This window comes from Candidatus Rokuibacteriota bacterium, from assembly GCA_030647435.1.
GTDB lineage: Bacteria > Methylomirabilota > Methylomirabilia > Rokubacteriales > CSP1-6 > AR37.
The window spans coordinates 1-18,284 of record JAUSJX010000059.1; the positions used below are offsets into that span (position 1 = coordinate 1).

The 18,284-nt window shown below is 67.9% G+C and carries 21 protein-coding genes and 1 pseudogene; 11 read left to right on the forward strand and 11 right to left on the reverse strand.

The features are described 5' to 3' along the window. Positions 1 to 160: 160 nt before the first annotated feature. The gene (locus Q7W02_10560; protein ID MDO8476611.1) at positions 161 to 1,738 is read right to left on the reverse strand and encodes a hypothetical protein; all 1,578 of its coding nucleotides are present in this window, start codon (positions 1,736 to 1,738) and stop codon (positions 161 to 163) included. Positions 1,739 to 1,863: 125 nt separating this feature from the next. Between Q7W02_10560 and Q7W02_10565 the strand changes: the two genes are divergently transcribed. Together Q7W02_10565 and Q7W02_10570 are read left to right on the forward strand one after the other, a co-directional pair. Next, positions 1,864 to 2,703, forward strand: coding sequence for an MBL fold metallo-hydrolase (locus Q7W02_10565; GenBank protein MDO8476612.1), 840 nt, complete (start codon positions 1,864 to 1,866; stop codon positions 2,701 to 2,703). Positions 2,704 to 3,170: 467 nt separating this feature from the next. Continuing rightward, complete coding sequence (locus Q7W02_10570; protein ID MDO8476613.1) at positions 3,171 to 4,001, forward strand: TIM barrel protein; 831 nt, start codon at positions 3,171 to 3,173, stop codon at positions 3,999 to 4,001. A 79-nt stretch (positions 4,002 to 4,080) separates the two neighbouring features. On the opposite strand, the gene Q7W02_10575 is transcribed toward Q7W02_10570, so the two are convergent. From Q7W02_10575 to Q7W02_10590, 4 genes are all read right to left on the reverse strand, one after another. Beyond that, positions 4,081 to 4,398 (reverse strand): OsmC family protein, encoded by a 318-nt coding sequence (locus Q7W02_10575; GenBank protein ID MDO8476614.1) that lies wholly within the window; start codon positions 4,396 to 4,398, stop codon positions 4,081 to 4,083. Then, positions 4,399 to 4,593, reverse strand: coding sequence for a hypothetical protein (locus Q7W02_10580; protein MDO8476615.1), 195 nt, complete (start codon positions 4,591 to 4,593; stop codon positions 4,399 to 4,401). It abuts the gene before it with no gap. Positions 4,594 to 4,785: 192 nt separating this feature from the next. Further along, the gene (locus Q7W02_10585) at positions 4,786 to 5,016 is read right to left on the reverse strand and encodes a type II toxin-antitoxin system HicA family toxin (protein ID MDO8476616.1); all 231 of its coding nucleotides are present in this window, start codon (positions 5,014 to 5,016) and stop codon (positions 4,786 to 4,788) included. A gap of 12 nt (positions 5,017 to 5,028) precedes the next feature. Beyond that, on the reverse strand, positions 5,029 to 5,304 hold the full coding sequence (locus Q7W02_10590; protein ID MDO8476617.1) for a type II toxin-antitoxin system HicB family antitoxin: 276 nt from the start codon (positions 5,302 to 5,304) through the stop codon (positions 5,029 to 5,031). Between the two features lie 334 nt (positions 5,305 to 5,638). On the opposite strand from Q7W02_10590, the gene Q7W02_10595 reads away from it, so the two are divergent. Together Q7W02_10595 and Q7W02_10600 are read left to right on the forward strand one after the other, a co-directional pair. After that, on the forward strand, positions 5,639 to 6,463 hold the full coding sequence (locus Q7W02_10595; protein MDO8476618.1) for an SDR family oxidoreductase: 825 nt from the start codon (positions 5,639 to 5,641) through the stop codon (positions 6,461 to 6,463). Positions 6,464 to 6,591: 128 nt separating this feature from the next. Beyond that, entirely contained in the window at positions 6,592 to 7,314 is a 723-nt protein-coding gene (locus Q7W02_10600) for a DUF5995 family protein (protein ID MDO8476619.1), read from the forward strand. A gap of 271 nt (positions 7,315 to 7,585) precedes the next feature. On the opposite strand, the pseudogene Q7W02_10605 reads toward Q7W02_10600, so the two are convergent. The 5 genes and pseudogenes from Q7W02_10605 to Q7W02_10625 all read right to left on the reverse strand — a co-directional run bounded on the left by Q7W02_10605 (position 7,586) and on the right by Q7W02_10625 (position 12,258). After that, positions 7,586 to 9,238 (reverse strand): annotated as a pseudogene (locus Q7W02_10605) (thiamine pyrophosphate-requiring protein). Between the two features lie 412 nt (positions 9,239 to 9,650). Further along, positions 9,651 to 10,502 (reverse strand): TIGR03619 family F420-dependent LLM class oxidoreductase, encoded by an 852-nt coding sequence (locus Q7W02_10610; protein MDO8476620.1) that lies wholly within the window; start codon positions 10,500 to 10,502, stop codon positions 9,651 to 9,653. A gap of 110 nt (positions 10,503 to 10,612) precedes the next feature. Further along, positions 10,613 to 11,623 carry an LLM class flavin-dependent oxidoreductase gene (locus tag Q7W02_10615; protein ID MDO8476621.1) on the reverse strand — a complete coding sequence of 337 codons (1,011 nt, stop codon included), beginning with the start codon at positions 11,621 to 11,623 and terminating at the stop codon, positions 10,613 to 10,615. Positions 11,624 to 11,806: 183 nt separating this feature from the next. Continuing rightward, positions 11,807 to 11,968, reverse strand: coding sequence for a hypothetical protein (locus tag Q7W02_10620; GenBank protein ID MDO8476622.1), 162 nt, complete (start codon positions 11,966 to 11,968; stop codon positions 11,807 to 11,809). Between the two features lie 17 nt (positions 11,969 to 11,985). Further along, on the reverse strand, positions 11,986 to 12,258 hold the full coding sequence (locus tag Q7W02_10625) for a hypothetical protein (protein ID MDO8476623.1): 273 nt from the start codon (positions 12,256 to 12,258) through the stop codon (positions 11,986 to 11,988). Between the two features lie 376 nt (positions 12,259 to 12,634). Here Q7W02_10625 and Q7W02_10630 point away from each other — a divergent pair, with 376 nt between their 5' ends. From Q7W02_10630 to Q7W02_10655, 6 genes are all read left to right on the forward strand, one after another. Beyond that, positions 12,635 to 13,423 (forward strand): anti-sigma factor, encoded by a 789-nt coding sequence (locus Q7W02_10630; GenBank protein ID MDO8476624.1) that lies wholly within the window; start codon positions 12,635 to 12,637, stop codon positions 13,421 to 13,423. Between the two features lie 121 nt (positions 13,424 to 13,544). Next, positions 13,545 to 14,867, forward strand: a complete 1,323-nt coding sequence (locus Q7W02_10635) for a sugar ABC transporter substrate-binding protein (protein MDO8476625.1) — start codon at positions 13,545 to 13,547, stop codon at positions 14,865 to 14,867. 6 nt (positions 14,868 to 14,873) lie between these two features. Beyond that, positions 14,874 to 15,767, forward strand: a complete 894-nt coding sequence (locus Q7W02_10640; protein MDO8476626.1) for a sugar ABC transporter permease — start codon at positions 14,874 to 14,876, stop codon at positions 15,765 to 15,767. 1 nt (position 15,768) lies between these two features. After that, positions 15,769 to 16,599, forward strand: a complete 831-nt coding sequence (locus Q7W02_10645) for a carbohydrate ABC transporter permease (GenBank protein ID MDO8476627.1) — start codon at positions 15,769 to 15,771, stop codon at positions 16,597 to 16,599. 149 nt (positions 16,600 to 16,748) lie between these two features. After that, positions 16,749 to 16,997, forward strand: coding sequence for an AbrB/MazE/SpoVT family DNA-binding domain-containing protein (locus tag Q7W02_10650; GenBank protein MDO8476628.1), 249 nt, complete (start codon positions 16,749 to 16,751; stop codon positions 16,995 to 16,997). Further along, positions 16,994 to 17,299 carry a hypothetical protein gene (locus tag Q7W02_10655; GenBank protein ID MDO8476629.1) on the forward strand — a complete coding sequence of 102 codons (306 nt, stop codon included), beginning with the start codon at positions 16,994 to 16,996 and terminating at the stop codon, positions 17,297 to 17,299. Before Q7W02_10650 ends, Q7W02_10655 begins: the two co-directional genes overlap by 4 nt. Before the next feature lie 28 nt (positions 17,300 to 17,327). Here the strand turns inward: Q7W02_10655 and Q7W02_10660 are convergent, their stop codons facing one another. Continuing rightward, positions 17,328 to 17,891: an NUDIX hydrolase gene (locus tag Q7W02_10660; GenBank protein ID MDO8476630.1), complete on the reverse strand. Its 564-nt coding sequence runs from the start codon at positions 17,889 to 17,891 to the stop codon at positions 17,328 to 17,330. A 51-nt stretch (positions 17,892 to 17,942) separates the two neighbouring features. Here Q7W02_10660 and Q7W02_10665 point away from each other — a divergent pair. Beyond that, a partial coding sequence (locus tag Q7W02_10665) for a hypothetical protein (protein MDO8476631.1) occupies positions 17,943 to 18,284 on the forward strand: 342 nt, incomplete at its 3' end.

Sequence of the window (18,284 nt, forward strand, 5' to 3'; positions counted from 1 at the left end):
CAGGATGCGCGGCATGCCGGTCTTGGGACCGTAGGCGCCCATCGACATGTGCAGCGGCCGGTCCGCGAGGGCGGCGTCGGGCCACTTCACCGGCTGGGTCATGAGGCAGAAGAATAGACCAGAGAAGCGATGACCGCAAACGCGGAGGGCGGCGCGCGAGCTACTCGGCCAGTCTGACGGTCACGCGCACGGGATCGGGCAGTCGGGACCGCCCGGCCTCGATCTGCCATGAGCCGATGCGGTTCAATCCTTCGGCAAACTTGCCGTAGCTGGGATTCGGCACCACGGCCTCGATCACCGTGATCTTGTCACCGCGCTGCCGGCTCACCGTGGTCCCTCCGGCCTTCGCCACCAAGGCCGCGAGGTCGCGCTCGGCTCCGCTCCGGCTCTTGACCCGGAGTTTCCCGACCACATCGCGCGACGGGCGCGCGTCACCGTTGGCGGGAGGCGTGGACGCGGCCATCGTTCCGACCGGATGGTCTCTTCGCTGCGCTGGGGAGGCGACCATGTCCTGCTTGACGCTTCCATTCTTCGCCTTCTGCGGCGGCGTCTCGATCCGGTCGGGCTTGGTCGCGTCCGGCTTCTCGACGCGACTCGCACGCGTATCACGAACCGGCGGCGAGGGAGCGGGAGCGCGCCGGGGGGTGACAGGCGCCGGCGGCGGGGTTGAGCTTTTCATCCGCGCGGGCGGAGCGGTGACCCTCGCTGGCATCTCCGGCGTTGGCCGCTCCGGCGCTCGTGGCGCAGGAGGCGGGTGCAGCGCGGGCGGCGCCGGCACTACCGTGGCGGGCACGGATACTGGAGGAATCTCAGGTCGCGTCGCCGGCTCCGTGGAGGCCATGCGTGTCGGAGGCGTGGCGTCGCCGCTCGAAGGAGCCGAGGGCACCCAGTGACGGACCGCGACATCGAGCTCGGCTCGGTACCTGAAGAGGCCGACGGCACCGAGCGAGACCAGCAGCACCGTGGCGGTCAGACGAAGATGCCTGGCCTGGACGCGAAGGAAGACACCTCGGTGGTGCCAGGCAACGATGGCGAGTGCCCCGGTCATTAACAGCGTCTGACGGGCGATCTCGAGCACTTTCTGGGCAATCCCGAGCGCCTTCTGGGTGACCTGGAGCGCCTTCCCACCGACATCAAGCGCGGCCTTCCGGATGACGTCGACCAATTTCCGGGTGACATCGAGCGATTTCCCGGCGATATCGAGCGCCGGCGGGGCACGCCGGACGACCCGATCGAGTGACGACACCGCGCGGTGAAGCGGGCCGACGATGTCGATGCGACGAACGGCCGCAAGGGCTTTCGTTGTGCGGGCGACGCCGAAACGGGACCGCCACGGGATTCTTCCTCGCGCGTGCACGCTCCGGCGCGGAGAGAGTTTGTCAGCCGGCCGCGGCGCCTCGAGCGTCTTACCGAAGAGGACCGGTCGCGGTCGCGCGGGCCGGATGACCCGGTTGCGAGGGAAGACTCGCTGGCGGAGCCGGTCCACCATGGCAGCCGGACGCAGGCCGTCGAGCGCCTTGCTGAAGAAGTCGAGCTTGAAACTCGGTCGCCACGCGGCAGGGCGAGGGCGCTCACTGAGACGAAGAGCCTCGAGCTCTTGCTGACAGGCCTCGCACTCGCGCAGATGCGCTTCCAGCGGGACCCGCTCGGTGAGCCCGATGTGCGAGTCCCCGATGTGCGAGTCAAGGAGCTCCGAGAAATACTCGCGAGCGTCCTGGCAGTTCATGGGAATAGGCACCCCCAACTCCAACACTCCTACTGGATGATACTTGAGAAAGCCCCCAGGGGGAGCAATCTGAGAAGCCATGCTAGACTCTCGCATCTCTGCCCTTGCTCGGATCTCCTACGAGAGGAGCGCAGGCCGTGCCGAACAATGTCATCCGGGTAGGCAATGTCGAGATCATGTCGCTGTCCGACGGCATGCTCGAGTTCGACCTCTGTAATTTCTTCCCGACCATTCCCGAGGACAACTGGCACGGGCATGAGTCCGATCTGACCGAGGAGCATAAGGTCCGCTTCAACCTCGGCTCCTTCCTGATCCGGTCGCAAGGGCGGACCATCCTCGTCGACACGGGCCTCGGCCCCAAGCCCGCCGACGCGCCCGATGTCCCCTGGGGTCAGCTCATGCGCGACTGCCAGGACAACGGCGTGCGACCCGACGAAGTGGACATGGTCGTGCTGACCCACCTGCACCGCGCTCACGTCGGCTGGAACTTGATGCCGCAGGGCGAGCGCTACGTGCCGACCTTCCCCAATGCCCGCTACTGGATGAGCACCAAGGACTGGGACGTCTGCCTTCAGCCGGAGGTCCAGCCCCAGCGCTTTCCCAATGCTCCCACCTGCGTCTGGCCGCTGGCCGACCTCGGCCTCATCGAGCTGATGGACGGGGAGCACACCATCACGCCCGAGCTGACCGCCCTGCCCACCCCCGGGCACACGCCGGGGCACATGAGCATCCTGATCACCTCGCAAGGCGAGCGCGCGCTGGTCCTGGGAGACGTCGCGCACAACCCCGTGCAGCTCCACGAGACACACTGGGTCTCGCGGGCCGACATGGACCCCGAAATGACGCAGCATACTCGACGGGTCCTCATGGAGCGTCTGGAGCGCGAAGAGATCATCGTGGCGGCCGGACACTTCAAGGCGCCAGGCTTCGGCAAGGTCATACGCCTCCAAGGCCGCCGCTACTGGCAGGTTCTCTGAGCAGGCGAGATCTGGCCCGGGCGATTCAGACCGTAGACAACATAAAACCCATTCTCAGTCATGGCCCGCCGCGCCCGAGGGTCTTCCCCCCGGGGTCTGCCGTGGCACAGCGCTGATAAACCCCCTCTCACCTCGCGCCGATCCTGCCAGAGCGGGAATCAGAGGTCAAATCGGGGTCTTGAATCACAGGGTGGGAACCCTCCACGGGACCATCAGGCCCCGGCAGGGCAGCCGTCCGCGGCTGCCCGGACCCCCCGACACCGGTTAGACGCTCACGCCGGGAAGGGGCGGCTGCTTGGCTCCGGCCGCGGTCAGGGGCGACGGCGGCCGTGGATCCCTCCGCGCGCTCGGGAAGCCAAGGCGGGCGAGAATCTTCTGAATCACGGCGGGGTCGTCGATCGTAGCGATCAGCTGCATCCGCCCAGCGCAGCTCGGACAGCGCAGGAGCGCTGAGGTACTATCTCCCCATGTCCACGACTGCCCGGCCGATCTCCCTCGCGCACCTGACCGTGCTGGACACGACGCCCCCCGAGCTGGTCACGGTGGCGGCCGCGGCGGGCTTCCGGACCATTGGCATCCGCCTGACCGCCACCCCGAGCGTGGGCGTCCCGCCGTACGACATCCTGCACGAGGGCCCGCTCCTGCGGGAGACCCTGCTGCGCTTGGGGGACGCCGGCGTGTCCGTGCTCGACACCGAGTTCTTTCGCTTCGAGCCCGAGTACCCGATCGGCATCCCGGAGGGCTTCCTGGAGGTGTCGGCGCGGCTCGGCGCGAAGCACGTGCTGGTCATGAGCGCCGAGCCCGAGGAGGCGCGGACGATCGAGCGATTCGGCGAGCTGTGCGACCACGCAGCGCAGTACGGCCTGCACGTCGGCCTGGAGTTCGCGATCTACACGGGGGTCCGGACGCTCGCCCACGCCGCGCAGGTCGTGGCCAAGTCGAAGCGGGCGAACGCGTCGGTGGTGGTGGACGCTCTCCACTTCAGCCGGTCGGGAGGGCTTCCCGCTCACATCGGGCAGGTCGATCCGTCGCTGTTCCGCTACGCCCAGATCTGCGATGCGTCGGCCGACATGCCCGGCCCCACCGATGCGCCCGCGCTCATCCGGGAAGCGCGCACCGGTCGCCTCCTGCCCGGCGAGGGCGTCCTGCCGCTCCGCGAGCTGGTCGCCGCGCTGCCGGCCGGCGTGCCGCTGGCCATCGAGGCGCCGTGCCGCGCGCCTGCCGATCTGCCGGCCGTCGAGCGCGCGAAGCGCGCGTACCAGGCCTTGTCGACATTGCTATCGACATGCAGAGTATGAGCGGAGCGAGGCGACCGTTGTCCGCGTGCGAACACTCTTGTGGGATCAGGGCCGGGTTGACCCTAGCTCACTGAAGTCTCTAGGCGGAAGGGGCATCGGATCCTTCTTCCCTCAAAGAGAGCACCTGGTCGCCCGCCTTGAGCGTGGCCGACCAGGTGATCCGGATCGCGTCCTTCACGCTCTGATGCGCGGGGCAGCCCTGCGGATGGGCGGCCAGAGCGCGCTCGGTGACTTCGCGTGACGCCGTTGGCACGGCCAGGTCGTAGTGGACGTGAATCGACTTGATGCGGATGGTCTTGCCGATGCCGGAGATGCGCCCTTCGACGGAGGCTTTGTAGGATTCCCGATCGTACTCGATTTTGCGCCCTGCCAGGGCGCCGCGCAGCGTGCCGTACATTCAGCCCGCGACGGCGGCCACGATGTGATCGAGCGTCGAGGCGACGGGCGGGCCCGGAGGCGCGCCGTAGTATTCGCGGAGCGCCCCCTGGACGCCGTACACGACCGGCTCGGGCACCTCTCCGAGGAAGGCGTGGCGGGCACTGCCACGGTACTCGAGCTGCGCGCGGGAAACGTACTCGAATGGATCAGGCATGAGTGGCCTCCGGGTTACGGGTGATCGCCTCGCTCGTGACGGCCTGCGGCGAGGCGAGAGTCGCACGAGGCGGCGGGATGACCGCGGCGCCTGCCGCGACGAGACCGTAGACAACATAAAACCCATTCTCAGTCATGGCCCGCCGCGCCCGAGGGTCTTCCCCCCGGGGTCTTCCTTGTCACAGCAAGAATCTCAGACCTCGGACAGAAGCGCGAAGTAACGCTCGCGGTCCATGCTCGCCGTTCGCATGACGTTCCGGATGATCGAAACGGGCACCGCGGCATACGCCGGAATGACCACCGGGCGCGCCGTGCCCGACTTTACGTAGGATCGATGGCTGCCTTCTTGCCTGTCGAATTGCCACCCGTCCCGGACGAAGATCTTTTCCAGGACCGTCCAGTGGACGGGGACGATCTTGGGCACGTGGCCGACACCTTAGGCAGAGATGGCCTGGCTCACGGTTTCGGAGGACAACAGGGTCGGCGCGCGCCACTCATCATTGACTCGCCGATACCCGCACTCTTCCAGGACCTCGGCCAGTGTGCCGTGGGCGGAGGCGGTTTTGAAAAAGAGCGCCACGGCTTCCGAGAGGTTCCGACGGGCTTCCTCAGGAGTCATCCCGCAGCTCATGACGTCCAGCGGCGTGGCCCGCGCCACGTAGGAGCCGTCCTCCCGCCAAACCTGCACCGTATGCTCAATCCTTATGGTCATGGTTCCTCCCCAGCACGAAACCGCCACCGAGTGGTGCCCATCTCCGTCGCGCTCACTTTACCACGAGCCCCGTTCACCAAAAGCGCGTATCGGAGAAGATACAGGTATCTCCGCAGAATCGCGTTGTCCTCCTTCTCGGTGTCCGCCAAACAGGGGCAGGTTCATGGTTCATCCGCTCGCAATCACGGGGTCACCTCATTGGCCCTCGGTCAGGTCCATCCTTGAGCCTACTTCACCGGCTGGGCGCGAGTCTAACAGAGGGCGGGCAGGTGCTGGCGCGAGGTCTCGACTTCTGGGATAGTCGCACAGAGCGGGAGACAAGGAGGACACACCGATGGCAACAGAGCGGAAGGCCGCGATCGTGACCGGCGCGGCGAGCGGCCTCGGACGGGCCATGGCGCTTGGCCTCATCGAGAGCGGCATGGATGTGGTGGCAGTCGATCGGAATGCGACGGCGCTGGCGGCGCTGGCGCCGGCCGCGGGCGGCAACGGGGGCTCGGTCCTACCCGTGCCGGCCGACCTGACGCAGCCCGACGCGTTCGACCGGATCGTGGCGACCACGCTGGAGAAGTTCGGGCGGATCGACGTGCTGATCAACAATGCCGGCATCGGCCAGGCGTCGGTGCGCGCGGATCCGCGACGCAACCCGATCCGGTTCTGGGAAGTGACCCCGGATCAGTGGAGCCGCTTCCTCGCCGTGAACGCCACCGCGGCGATCATGATGGCCCGCGCCGTGGTGCCGCACATGCTGCGCGCCCGGCAGGGGCGAATCATCACCGTGACGACCAGCCTCGGCACCATGGTCCGCGCGGGCTATCTGCTCTACGGCTCGAGCAAGGCCGCCGCCGAGTCCGCGACGGCCATCATGGCGGCGGATCTGGCGGGCACGGGCGTCACGGCGAACGTGCTCGTCCCCGGCGGTGTGACGAACACGCCGCTCGTCGGCGATCATGCCGGGGAGCGCAGCAAGATGCTCCAGCCGGAGATCATGGTGCCGCCGCTCCTCTGGCTGGTGTCCGACGCTGCCGCGGGCGTCACCGCGAAGCGCTTCATCGCCGCCGACTGGGACCGCTCACTGCCGGCTGCGCAGGCGGCCGAGAAGGTGGGGGCGCCTATCGCCTGGCTCGGGATCGCGCGGATGCCGATCGAGCCGACTTGATGGGGGTCAGGTCTTGCAATCCGACATGAAGGTTCGGCAGATGATCGTTCATCGCGGCTTGCTCTGATCGGCAATGTATGATTTCAAGACCTGACCCCCATTTCTGACGCACCAAACGGAGGGCACCGGTGACGGAGAACCAGGACCTGATCGCCACGCTGACCGCAGCTCCCGCCACGTCGATCGACGACGTCCTCGCCATCATGCACGGCATCGACGCGACGCTGCCGGACGCGGACGGGCTGAAGTGGTTCAACCTCCTGTACCTGACCGTCACCCGGTCCGTCCTCGCCAGCGCGACCTCGCACGGGTTCGAGGACAGCGCGTGGATCGGGTACCTGGACGTGGTCTTCGCGAATCTCTACTTCGCGGCGGCTGCCGCGTCGGTGGCGGGTGGAGGCCCCGCCGCCTGGCGCCCGCTCTTCGCGGCGCGATCGGCGCCCGGAATCGCCAGGATCCAGTTCGCGCTCGCGGGGATGAACGCCCACATCAATCACGATCTGCCGCTCGCGCTCGTGCAGACGCACGGAGACCGCGGCACCACCCCCGACCGGCAGAGCGATCACTACCGTGACTACACGAGCGTCAACGCGATCCTCGGCGCCGTCGAGACACTGGTGAAGCCCATCCTGCTGACCGGGGTCGTGCGCAAGATCGATGGGAGCCTGGGCCCGCTCGACGACGTCATCGCGATGTGGAACGTGGCCAAGGCCCGCGAGGCAGCGTGGGCCAACAGCGCGGCGCTGTGGCATCTGAACCGTGTTCCGCCGGTGCGGACGGCCTTCGTCGACACGCTCGATGCCAGCGTGGGGCTGGCCAGCCGGGGCCTGCTCGTCCGCACCCAGATCTGAGCGGTTCTCGGATCGATCCGGCGGCGTGGGCCTTTCAGCCCGCGGGCATGACGACTGGGCTCAGACCCTGCATGCGCTGATCACCCTGTTGCTCCGGCCGGAGCGGGGATAAGAGCAAACCCATTCTCAGTCATGGCCTGCCTCGCCCGACGGTCTTCCCCCCTGGTCTTCATTGGGTCTTCCTTGTCACACCGCTTCGCCTCGGGAGCGGGTTGGCACGGGCAGTGCTGATCCGCGGCCACGCTCGGTAAGGAACCCAGCGGCCGGCAACCTACCGCAGCACGCCGCGATTCGAGAAACGCGTCTCCTGGCTGGTGATGAACTCGAGCAGCGCCGCCTGCCCGCCCTCGGTGGCCTTTCTCGCTCGGGCGAAGGCGCCCGCGATGTCCTCGGGCCGCTCGACCCGCTCGCTCCAGCCGCCCATGGCGCGCCCCAGGTCCGCGTAGCGCCCGCCGATGTCGCGCGTGCCGTACTTGTCGTGCGACACGACGAGGTGCGGGATCTCGATGGCCATGCTCGAGTTGTTGAGCACGACGGTGAGGATGGGGATCCCGCAGCGCACAGCTGTCTCGAAATCGAGCCCGGTCATGCCGAAGGCGGCGTCGCCCATGAAGTTGACGCAGAACTTGTCGGGGGCGGCGAGCTTGGCGCCGATGATGAGGCCGAGCCCGGTGCCGAGCGCATGCGACTTGCCCCAGCCGAGATAGCTGCGCGGTGGGACGGCCCGGTAAAAGGGCAGGATCTGGTCGCGCGGGCTCCCCGAGTCGTGAGTGACGATGGCGTCGCGCGGGTCTACCGCGCGCATGAACTCGGCGATGACCCGGTAGGGGTTGATCGGGACCTCGGCGGAGCCGAGCGTCGGCGCCCACTCGGCGAGCCATGCCGCGCGCACGCGCTCGATCTCCGCGCGCACGCTCTCCCGTCCGGCCGGGCGGCCTCCCTGGCTCTTGACGGCCTCGATGAACTGGCGCAGCACGAGTCGCGCGTCGCCCAGGAGCGGGTAGTCGGCGGCGTAGCTCTTGTTGAGGTCGCGCTCGTCATTGGTCGCGTGAATGAGCGTCTTGCCGGCGGGGATGCTGGCCGCCATCCCGTGGCGGGTGAAGCTACACCCGATGCCGAAGACCACGTCGGCCTCGCGGAGATAGTGCAAGGTGTGTCCGGTCACGGCCGGGCCGCCGGTGCCGAGCGCGAGCGGGTGATCCTCGGGGAAGGCGCTCTTGCCTTCGAGGGTGGCCATGACCGGCGCCTGGAGCAGCTCGGCCAGCTCGACCAGGTCATCCGATGCCTCGGAGTACAGCACGCCCTGGCCGGCGTGGATCACCGGCCGCCGCGCCTCACGGAGCACGCGGGCGGCAGTCTCGACGTCGCGCGCACTGGCGCCGGCCGCCGTCACCTTGACCGGCCGGTACGCGTCGATCAGGGCCTCGGGCACTTCCTCGCTCACGATGTCGGCGGGAATCTCGACCATCGTCGGGCCCGGACGGCCCATGCGCATCAGGCTGATGGCCCGGCGCATGACATCCGCGACCTGGCTGCCCACGGTGATGGTCTCGACGGACTTGGTGACGGACGCGTAGGTGCGCGCCGAGCTGAACAAGGGGAATACCTGGGCACGGTCGCGCTGATGCCCGAGCGGCAGGAGCAGCATCGGCGTGGAGTCGGAGTACGCGGTGGCGACGCCGGGGAAGGCGTTCTCGGCCCCGGGACCGTACTGCATGCAGAAGACGGCGAGCTTCTTGCCGTTCTTCACCCGCGCATACCCGTCGGCGATGCCCACGCCCACCCGTTCCTGGCGGCAGAGCACGGGCCGGATGTCGGCCTTGGCCGCGGCCTCGATCAAGGGAGTCGTCGGATAGGCGCTCAGGAACTCGGCGCCCTCGATCTTGAGAATGCGGGCGATGGCATCGATGACTTTCACGGTTTTGCGCTCCTTGGGCTCTCGGGATTACCGGCCGCTCGCGCGAACGAGCGGCCGGCCAGCGGCCCGCCGTCGACTATACCGCAGAAGCGCGCAGCATCGGTCAGCCGAGGGAGAGCCAGCGCGCGCCGCAGGGGTGTCTCCTGGTCGACACCCCGCTGCGCGGCTATTCGATCGGCGATCGCTCGCCGGGGCTCTGGACGAATCCAGACGGGTCGATCGACATCTGGAGCGTAGATAACATAAAACCCATTCTCAGTCATGGCCCGCCTCGCCCGAGGGTCTTCCCCCCCCGGGGTCTTCCGTAGGTCTTCCTTGGGCTAGACGCGCGCGGTGTCGCGGATCACGGGGGCGAAGCGCTCCATCCGTTCGAGACTTCCCTCCAGCCGCTCGCCGCGGAAGTCGAAGACGATCTCGCTCACTCCGAGTCGGGCGAAGGTGACGATATCGCTCTCGACCTCACCGGGTGAGCCGGAGAAGGGCCGTCGCTCGCCGATCCGCGCGTCGAGAGGCTGAGCCGGGTCGTAGACGGGCGCCTTGTAGGAGATGGTGAGGCGCGATGGATCGCGCCCTTCCGCCTCGGTGAGCCGCCGCAGCTCGTCGAGCGCCGCTTCGAGTTCGGGCGCGCGCAGAGGGACGGCGGGATTGGCCCCACCGGATGCCAGCCGTCGCCCAGACGCGCTACCCGGCGCAGCGCGGCAGGGCTGTGACCACCGACCCAGATCGGAGGATGCGGCTTCTGCACAGGGGCGGGCAAACATTGGACAGCCTCGAAGCGGTAGAACCGGCCGGTGAACGAAGCGGGACATTCGGTCCAGAGAGTCTTCATGATCCGGATGTACTCGTCGCTCACGGCGCCCCGGCGGTCGAAGTCGGGCGCGCCGAGCGCCCGGAACTCCTCGCGGAGCCATCCCACGCCGACCCCGACCGTAACACGACCATGGGAGAGCACGTCGATCGTGGCGAGCGTCTTCGCGGTGACCACGGGGTTCCGGTGCGGCACGATCATGACGCTCGAGACGAGACGGAGGGTGCGCGTCTTGCCCGCGATGAAGGCCATGAGCGAGAGCTGCTCGAGCGCATCGCCCTGGTCGGGAAAGGCGCCGGTCACGGTATACGGATACTTCGAGTTGATGGCGACCGGGAAGACCACATGGTCGGCGATCATCACGGAGCTGAAGCCGAGCGCCTCCGCCCGCTGTACGAGCGTCTCGAGCGCCTCCGGCGTTGCCGTCTGACCGCGGGTCGGCAGGTAGAAGCCGTATCGCATGGACTGGTCCTTTCGGCCTGCTCGTCGAGTGCCTCCGGCGACTCTATCGCCTCGGCGGCCGCCCGGCAAGGAACCTGAGGGCCGGGTCGACTCCAGGCCCTGCCCACGCTCTATCGCAGCGCGGCCACGACCTCCCGCGCCCAACGTCGCATGAAGGCGCGCGGATCCGGCACGAAGCCCGTGATCATGAACTGCCGGGCACCGGCTGCCATCGCGCGGGAGATCTGGGCGACGCAATCGTCCGGCGTGCCGACGATGGCGAAGCGGTCGGCGAGAAAATCGGTCAGGTCCCAGCGATCCGGCAGGGCGGCGTTCGCGGCGCCCGGAACCTCGTGATGGTGGGCATTGTACTCGCGTTGGAGCGCCTTGATCTTTTCGTGAAGATCCGGAGGCACGCCCTTGCCCTCGAGCGTGAAGCGAAAGGCATGATTCGCGCTCGCGGCCAGGGCCATCTTGATGGGCTCGATCGCTTCGTCGCGCCGATCGGCCAGGCTCGTCTTCGCGAGCCACCAGACGTCGACGTCGGCCAGGGCCCGGCCGGCCGCGCGCGCCCCGCGCTCGATCGCCGCGAGCGACAAGGCGATCACGTCCGGAGTCAGACCCAGGCCGACGATCACGCCGTCGGCCAGCCGTCCGGCCAGCTCGAGGGTCCGCGGCCCTTCAGCCGCCAGGTAGATCGGCACTCGGCGGGTCGACCGGCTCACCCGCCAAGTGCGGCCCTCGCGCTCGACGGGCTCGCCGCCCGTGAGCCGCCGGAGGGTCACGATGGATGCCTCGAGGCCGGCCAGCGTCGCCGGCGGGGCGCCGATCGTGTAGAGCGCGCTATCGCCCGAGCCCAGGCCCAGGATGGCCCGCCCGCCCGACAGCTCGTCCACGCTCGACATGGCGCTGGCCGTGACGACCAGGTGGCGAGTCAATGGATTCGTAACAACCGGCCCGAGCAGCATGCTCCCGGTGTTGAGCGCGGCCAGCGTAAGGGCGACGTACAGCTCGCGAAAAACCGATTGCGAGTCGGCCACACCGAGCCAGTCGAAGCCGTTGGCCTCCGCCTCGCGGCACAGGTCGCCAAATACAGTGAGAGACCCGGGCAGGAAGACGATGCCGAATCGCGCGGTCGTCATGATCAGCCAAACCGTAGCATGCCTTGACAGAGACGTCTCGCGGCGGATAGTGTGCTCACGCTGGCTCACTAGGAGCTAAGTAGCGGTCGCGGAGACCGCTCCGGGTCAAGGCACTATCAGCACCTATAACGACTTCCCCACTGCCAATCAGTGTCGCAGGCAATCACCCTGTGAGACTCGGCGCTACTGGTTCACGATGTCACCCTTCATCCCGCCGAGAGCGCAGAGGAGCTCGCCTTTCTCCTGCGCGGGCACTTTGAACTTGTCGAGGCTCTCGACGAAGTCTTCGACCAGCGCGTTGAACTCGGCGTCGGTGATCTTCATGCCCTTGTGCGCGTCCTTCATGCTGGCGCCCGTGTACTTCAGGGCCCGCCCGAGGCCTGGCAGATCTGGTCGACCAGCATGGTCTTGAGCCGTGGGATGTCCGCGGTGGCGAAGCGCTTGTTGATGCGCGTGCCGCCCGCCACGTTGCCGATGAAGTCGTCCACGACGGCCGTGATCGCGGGCTTGCCGCCCAGCCTGTCGTAGAGCGACTTCTTCTCCGTCATCGTCGTGCCGCCCTGCATGCCGCCGCCGCAGCCGGCCGCCAGCGCCGCCACCGTCACCAGGATCCCGATCGTCCGCCGCCACGTCATGGTGTCGCCTCCATTGTGAAGTTGTGGGCCTGCGCCCTCCTGCTACATGGTTCTACGAGCGGGGACGGGCGCCCGGATGTGTTGACCCCGGGCGGGATGGCTGGTAGTCATTACGCCCATATGCAGACCGCCGGGACTCGGCCCGCCCGGACTCCGACAGACGCGCCCGTCGCGCTCCTCGCCAGGATCGCCCAGGGTGACCGAGAGGCCTTCGGCCGCTTCTACGACGCCTTCGCCGGGCTTGCGCTCGGGCTGATCCGGAGGATGCTGCGCGATCCCACCGCCTGGGCGAGCCGCTCGGCACGGTCAAGACCCGGGCGCAGCAGGGGCTCGAGCGCCAGCGGAAACTGATGACGGGAGAGGGGAAGGCGGAGCCATGAACCGGGACGAGATCGCCGAGCTGGCCGCGGGCTACGCGTTGGGAGCGCTCGAAGCGGAGGACCGCGCGCGCTTCGAAGCGCTCCTCGCCGCCGGCGACGCCGAGGCGATCGCCGCGCTCCGGGATTTCGAAGGCGCGGTCACCGGGCTCGCCGAGGAGACCACCGAAATCCCGTCGCCCGCGGTCAAGGCCGCGCTGATGGCGCGCATTGACGCCCAGGGCCGCTCGCGCGAGGCGGTGGTGCGAACGCTCTCCTCCGTCAAGCCGGATCGGCCGCGCCGGTCGACGTGGACTCTCGTCCTCTCTGGCGCCATGGCCGCCGGCATCGCCGCGATCGCCGTCGGCCTGGTCGTCTCGGCCGACTACGACCAGCGGCTGACCCAGTTGGCGCACGAGGCGGCGGCGCTCAAGCAGGAGACGGCGCGCCAGCAGTCGCTACTCGCGCTGCTCCGCGACCCGGCGACCCAGGTCGTCGCGCTCTCCGGACTCGAGCCTGCGCGGGGCGCCAAGGCGAGGATGCTCTGGCACGCGACGGCGGGCGGCCTCCTCGTCGCCCAGGGCCTGCCGCCGGCGCCGGAGGGCAAGGCCTACGAGCTCTGGGCGATCGCCGGCACGGGGGCGCCTCAGCCCGCGGGTGTCTTCACCGTCGACGCCAGGGGCGTCGGCAGCCTGCGCGTGGCACCGATTCAGGCAGCCGGGACCGTGGACACCTTCGCGGTCACGCTCGAGCCGGCGGCCGGCGTCCCCGCGCCCACCGGTGCGATGTATCTCGCCGGCAAGCTCTGATCCGTCCGGCGCATTGACATAGAGGGCGCGCGATAGTAAGAACGTCCCCTCAGTCATCAACTCGTTCACCCGCGGTCAACTCCGGCAGCGACGCCGAGAGACGAAAAGGGGAGGGCAGCTCATGGGTGTCACACGGAAGGTGTGGGTCCTTGCGATTGCGCTGTGCGTGGCGATGGCTTCGCCGGCACTCGCCCAGCAGTTCAACTGGCAGCAGGCGAAGGGGACCCAGCTGCGGGTCCTTCTCAACAAGCATCCGTGGCAGGGTGCGATCGAGCCGCATCTCAAGGAGTTCGAGACGCTCACGGGGATCAAGCTCATCGCCGAGGTGTACCCCGAGGACCAGTTCCGCGCCAAGGTTCTGGTCGAGCTGACCTCGGGGGCCAGCTCGATCGACGTGTTCATGAGCATGCCGGCCCAGGAAGGTCTCAAGTACGTGCGGGCGGGGTGGCTCCAGCCCGTGGACGAGTTCCTGAAAAATCCCTCGCTGACCGCGCCCGACTACAACTGGAACGACTTCCTCGAGAAGACCCGTGAGGCGATGGTCATCGAGGGCAAGATCATCGGCCCGCCCATCCAGGTCGAGAACACCTCGCTCATGTTCCGGAAGGACGTGTTCCAGAAGTACAACGTCAAGGTGCCGACCACGCTGGACGAGCTCGAGGCGGCGGCCAAGGCGCTCAACGGCAAGGCCATGACGGACGACGGCCAGCCGGGCTACGGCATCGTGGCGCGCGGCAAGCGGGCGGCGGCGACGTCGCAATTCGCGGCGTACCTGCACGCGATGGGCAGCACGTGGCTCGCGCCGAACCGCGAGCCGATGTTCAACAACGAGGACGGCGTCAAAGCGCTCGAGCTCTACGGCCGACTGCTCCGCTTGTACGGCCCTCCGGGCTCGGAAAACAACCACTGGTACGAGGCCTCGTCGATCTTCTCGCAGGGCAAGGCCGCGATGTACACCGACGCCAACTCGCTCTTCCCCGTGATCGAGGACGCGCAGAAGTCCAAGGTCGTCGGCAAGGTCGGGTACGCGCTCTTCCCGCGCGGGCCCAAGGGGCAGCAGGGCGCGACGGTGGCGGCATGGGGCCTCGCGATGCCCAAGACCAGCCAGAACCAGAAGGCCGCGTGGCTCTTCATGCAGTGGGCGACCGCCAAGGAGCAGGTGCTCGCCGTGCAGAGCGAGAAGGGCGTCCTCGGTGCGCGCGAGTCGGTCTGGAAGGATCCGAGAGGCATGGCCAAGGTCCCGGCCGATCTGCGCGAGTCACTGACGGTCGGTTCCAAGGTGGGCACGCCGCTGTGGAACCCGCCGGTCGTGGCGGTCGCGGAGTGCCGCGATGCCATCGGAGCCGCCATCGTGGTCGCGATCCAGGGCGGTGACGTCAAGGTCGCCGCGAACAAGGCGGCCACCGACGTGAAGCGGATCATGCTAGAGACCGAGAAGAAGTAGATCCCGTTGCGGCACCTCGGCATCGGGTGGTCGCGTTTTGTCGAGCGCCACCCGGTGCCGGTCTTCACGCTCCCCTCCGTCGTCGCGGTCGCCCTCCTCATGGCGTTCCCGGTCGGCTACACGCTCTACATGAGCGTGCACTCGTGGTACGCGTCGAGCGTCACGAGCCCCCACTTCGTTGGGCTCGAAAACTTCCGGCGCGCCTTCGTCGAGGACGACCGCTTCCGCAACGCGCTCTGGCTCACCGTGTACTTTACCGCGCTCGCGACGGCGCTCCAGCTAGTGCTCGGCGTCTCGCTGGCCCTCGTCCTCAACCGGCCGTTCCGCGGCAAGGGGCTGGTGCGCTCGATCTTTCTCCTGCCGATGGTGGCGACGCCGGTGGCGATCGCGCTCGTGTGGATGATGATGTACAACCCGACGCTGGGGGTAATGAACTACCTCGTGGGGCTGGTCGGCCTGGGGCCGTACCGGTGGGTCAGCAACGCGGCGATCGTCGTCCCCGCGCTGGCGGTTGTGGACACATGGGAGTGGACCCCGCTCATTACGCTCATCACACTGGCGGGGCTCGCGACGCTGCCGATCGAGCCTTACGAGTCGGCGCTGATCGACGGCGCCTCCGCCACCCAGATGTTCTGGCGGATTACGCTGCCGCTCCTGCGCCCCACGATCATGGTCGCGCTGCTCTTCCGCGCCATCGACTGCCTCAAGACCTTCGACATCATCTACGTGATGACGCAGGGCGGGCCCGGCTTCGCCTCCGAGACCCTGAACGTCTACACCTTCCAGGTCGGCCTCTTCTACTTCCACATCGGCTACGCGAGCTCGCTCCTTGTCATCCTCTTTGCATTGGTCCTCGGTGTGAGTTTGCTCCTCATCAAGGTCCGCAGGGGGGCGTGGTGAGATGCTGAGCGTGTCGGGCAGGGGGCGGGACCGCGTCAACCCCTGGACCTACGTCCTTCTCGTGGTCCTGCTGATCCCGTTCCTCTTCCCGCTCGCGTGGATGTTCCTGTCCTCGCTCAAGACCCAGGTCCAGAACACCGCCTACCCGCCCGTCTGGGTCTTCGCGCCGACGCTCGGCAACTACCGCGAGGTGTTCCAGAAAAACCCGTTCTTCACCTTCACGCTGAACAGCCTGGTGGTGGCGATGGGCTCGACGGGGCTCGCGCTGCTCCTCGGGCTGCCCGGCGCCTACGCCATCGCCCGCTTCAAGCGGACGGGCATCGCGCTGGCCATCCTGACCGCGCGGATGGCGCCCGGCATCGGCTACCTGATCCCGTGGTTCATCCTGTTCACGAAGGCGAAGATGATCGACACCTACACGGCGCTGATCCTGACCCATCTCATCGTGGCGCTGCCGCTCGTGCTGTGGGTGATGATCGGGTTCTTCGAGGACGTGCCCGGCGACCTCATCGAGGCATCCCGGATCGACGGCTGCTCGCACTTCGCCGCCTTCTTGCGGATCGCCCTGCCGCTCGCCAAGCCCGGCATCGTGGCGACCGGCATCCTGGCCTTCATCTTCTCGTGGAACAACTTTCTCTTCTCGCTCATCATCGCGGGCTACAAGACGCGCACCCTGCCGATCGCCGTCTACAGCTTCCTCTCCTACGAGGAGATCAACTGGGGCGGCCTGACCGCCGCGGCGACGGTCATCACGCTCCCCGTCCTCCTGCTCGCCCTCTTCGTTCAGAAGCACATCGTGCGCGGTCTCACGCTGGGGGCGATGAAGGGCTGAGCGGACCAGCGCCCGCCGATCGCCGCCGCCGGCTCAGCCTCGGCGGCCGGGCTCCAGCGCCCTTGACTCTCGGTTCGCCGCGGCGTAGCCTGTTGTCAGAATTATGACTTTCAGAAAGTTTGATTTGTCAGCACAGAGGAGCATGAACGATGGCCCTCGTTAGAGTCAAGGATCGGTTCCAGGTCACGCTGCCCACGGTGCTGCGCCAGAAGGCCGGCCTGGTGGTGGGTGACCTGCTGGAGGCCACGGTGCGGGGGAAGACCATCACCTTGACCCCCCGGGTTGTCGTGGATCGCGAGCTCGCCAAGAGCCTCGCCGAATTCAAACGAGGGCGGTACATCGGTCCGTTCCGGACCGCCAAGTCGGCGGTGCGGGCGCTCCGACGCGCCGCTCGATGAAAGCGGCGTTCTCCCGCCGCTTCGTCCACCAGTACGCCGCGCTTCCAGAGGACCGGAAGGTCCGCTTCGACAAGCAACTGGCCTTCCTGCTGACCAACCTCCGCCATCCCTCGCTGCGGGCGAAGAAGTACGATGAAGCCCGCGACATTCAGAAGATTTACGGCATGGAGGGGGTCCAGCTTTCGCCGGGCGATGTGAAGGCGTTCCGCGACAAGACCCGGCTTGTCCACACGAAGTGGGCCGAGGAGATCGGAGTGGACCTGGTCCGCAGCGCGGGAAACATCGTGGAGAGCGCGAGGTAGCGGGGTCGTTTGAACGGCTTCGAGTCGCTCACGTGCGAAGACGGGCAGCGTGGAGGACGGCGATCACCGTCATCGAGTCCTTGATCTCGCCGCGCTCGACCATGCGCAGCACCTCGGCAAAGGGGAACTCGCGTCGCTCGATGAACTCCGTCGGGTCGGGCGAGCGCGACACCGGCCGCAGGTCGCGGGCCAGGTAGAGATGTGCCGTCTCGCGCAGGATGCTCTTTGACGTGTGGAAATCACACAGCTTGACGAGGGAGCCCGCCTCGCGCCCGGCCTCTTCCGCCAGCTCGCGCTGAGCGGCCTGCTCGGGGCTCTCGCCCGGATGCATGCCGCCCGTCGGGATCTCCCAGTAGAAGCCCTGGACGACGTAGCGGTACTGTCCGACGAGGAGCACGGTCTCCGTGTCCACGAAGGGCAGGATGCCGACGCACTCGGCGCAGTCCACGACACCGTAGATCGTGGTGCGGCCGTCGGGCAGGAGCGCCACGTCTTCGCGCACCTTGATCCAGTGGTTCTCGTAGACGGGGCGCGTCGAGCGCGTCTGCCACGGCGCGCGCGCGTGCGGATGCGGGCGGTCGGAATCGGCCATGGACACCTCACCTTAGTATCATGTCCTCGCGCGGTGGGCTATAATCCAGACGTGAAGATCAAGCTTCGCAATCCGAACCGCGAGGTCGAGCTGCCCGGGCGCAAGCGCGTCAAGGACGTGCTCCGCGAGCTGGACATCCTGCCTGGGACGGTCCTCGTGATCCGCGGCGCCGACCTCCTGACGGCCGACGAGGTCGTGGGCGACGGCGACGAGCTGGAAGTGCGCCCGGTCATGTCGGGCGGGAGCGCCGCGCCCAGCGGGAGCGCCACCCCCAGCGGGAGCGCCGCGCCCAGCGGGAGCGCCACCCCCAGCGGGAGCGCCGCGCCCAGCGGGAGCGCCACCCCCAGCGGGAGCGCCACCCCCAGCGGGAGCGCCACCCCCAGCGGGAGCGCC

Bases quoted from the DNA above. Each gene is read 5' to 3' on its own strand.
- Q7W02_10570 (MDO8476613.1), top strand. From the start codon at position 3,171: ATGTCCACGACTGCCCGGCCGATCTCCCTCGCGCACCTGACCGTGCTG.
- Q7W02_10575 (MDO8476614.1), bottom strand. From the start codon at position 4,398: ATGTACGGCACGCTGCGCGGCGCCCTGGCAGGGCGCAAAATCGAGTAC.
- Q7W02_10580 (MDO8476615.1), bottom strand. From the start codon at position 4,593: ATGCCTGATCCATTCGAGTACGTTTCCCGCGCGCAGCTCGAGTACCGT.
- Q7W02_10590 (MDO8476617.1), bottom strand. From the start codon at position 5,304: ATGACCATAAGGATTGAGCATACGGTGCAGGTTTGGCGGGAGGACGGC.
- Q7W02_10595 (MDO8476618.1), top strand. From the start codon at position 5,639: ATGGCAACAGAGCGGAAGGCCGCGATCGTGACCGGCGCGGCGAGCGGC.
- Q7W02_10610 (MDO8476620.1), bottom strand. From the start codon at position 10,502: ATGCGATACGGCTTCTACCTGCCGACCCGCGGTCAGACGGCAACGCCG.
- Q7W02_10615 (MDO8476621.1), bottom strand. From the start codon at position 11,623: ATGACGACCGCGCGATTCGGCATCGTCTTCCTGCCCGGGTCTCTCACT.
- Q7W02_10620 (MDO8476622.1), bottom strand. From the start codon at position 11,968: ATGAAGGACGCGCACAAGGGCATGAAGATCACCGACGCCGAGTTCAAC.
- Q7W02_10625 (MDO8476623.1), bottom strand. From the start codon at position 12,258: ATGACGTGGCGGCGGACGATCGGGATCCTGGTGACGGTGGCGGCGCTG.
- Q7W02_10630 (MDO8476624.1), top strand. From the start codon at position 12,635: ATGAACCGGGACGAGATCGCCGAGCTGGCCGCGGGCTACGCGTTGGGA.
- Q7W02_10635 (MDO8476625.1), top strand. From the start codon at position 13,545: ATGGGTGTCACACGGAAGGTGTGGGTCCTTGCGATTGCGCTGTGCGTG.
- Q7W02_10645 (MDO8476627.1), top strand. From the start codon at position 15,769: ATGCTGAGCGTGTCGGGCAGGGGGCGGGACCGCGTCAACCCCTGGACC.
- Q7W02_10650 (MDO8476628.1), top strand. From the start codon at position 16,749: ATGGCCCTCGTTAGAGTCAAGGATCGGTTCCAGGTCACGCTGCCCACG.
- Q7W02_10655 (MDO8476629.1), top strand. From the start codon at position 16,994: ATGAAAGCGGCGTTCTCCCGCCGCTTCGTCCACCAGTACGCCGCGCTT.
- Q7W02_10660 (MDO8476630.1), bottom strand. From the start codon at position 17,891: ATGGCCGATTCCGACCGCCCGCATCCGCACGCGCGCGCGCCGTGGCAG.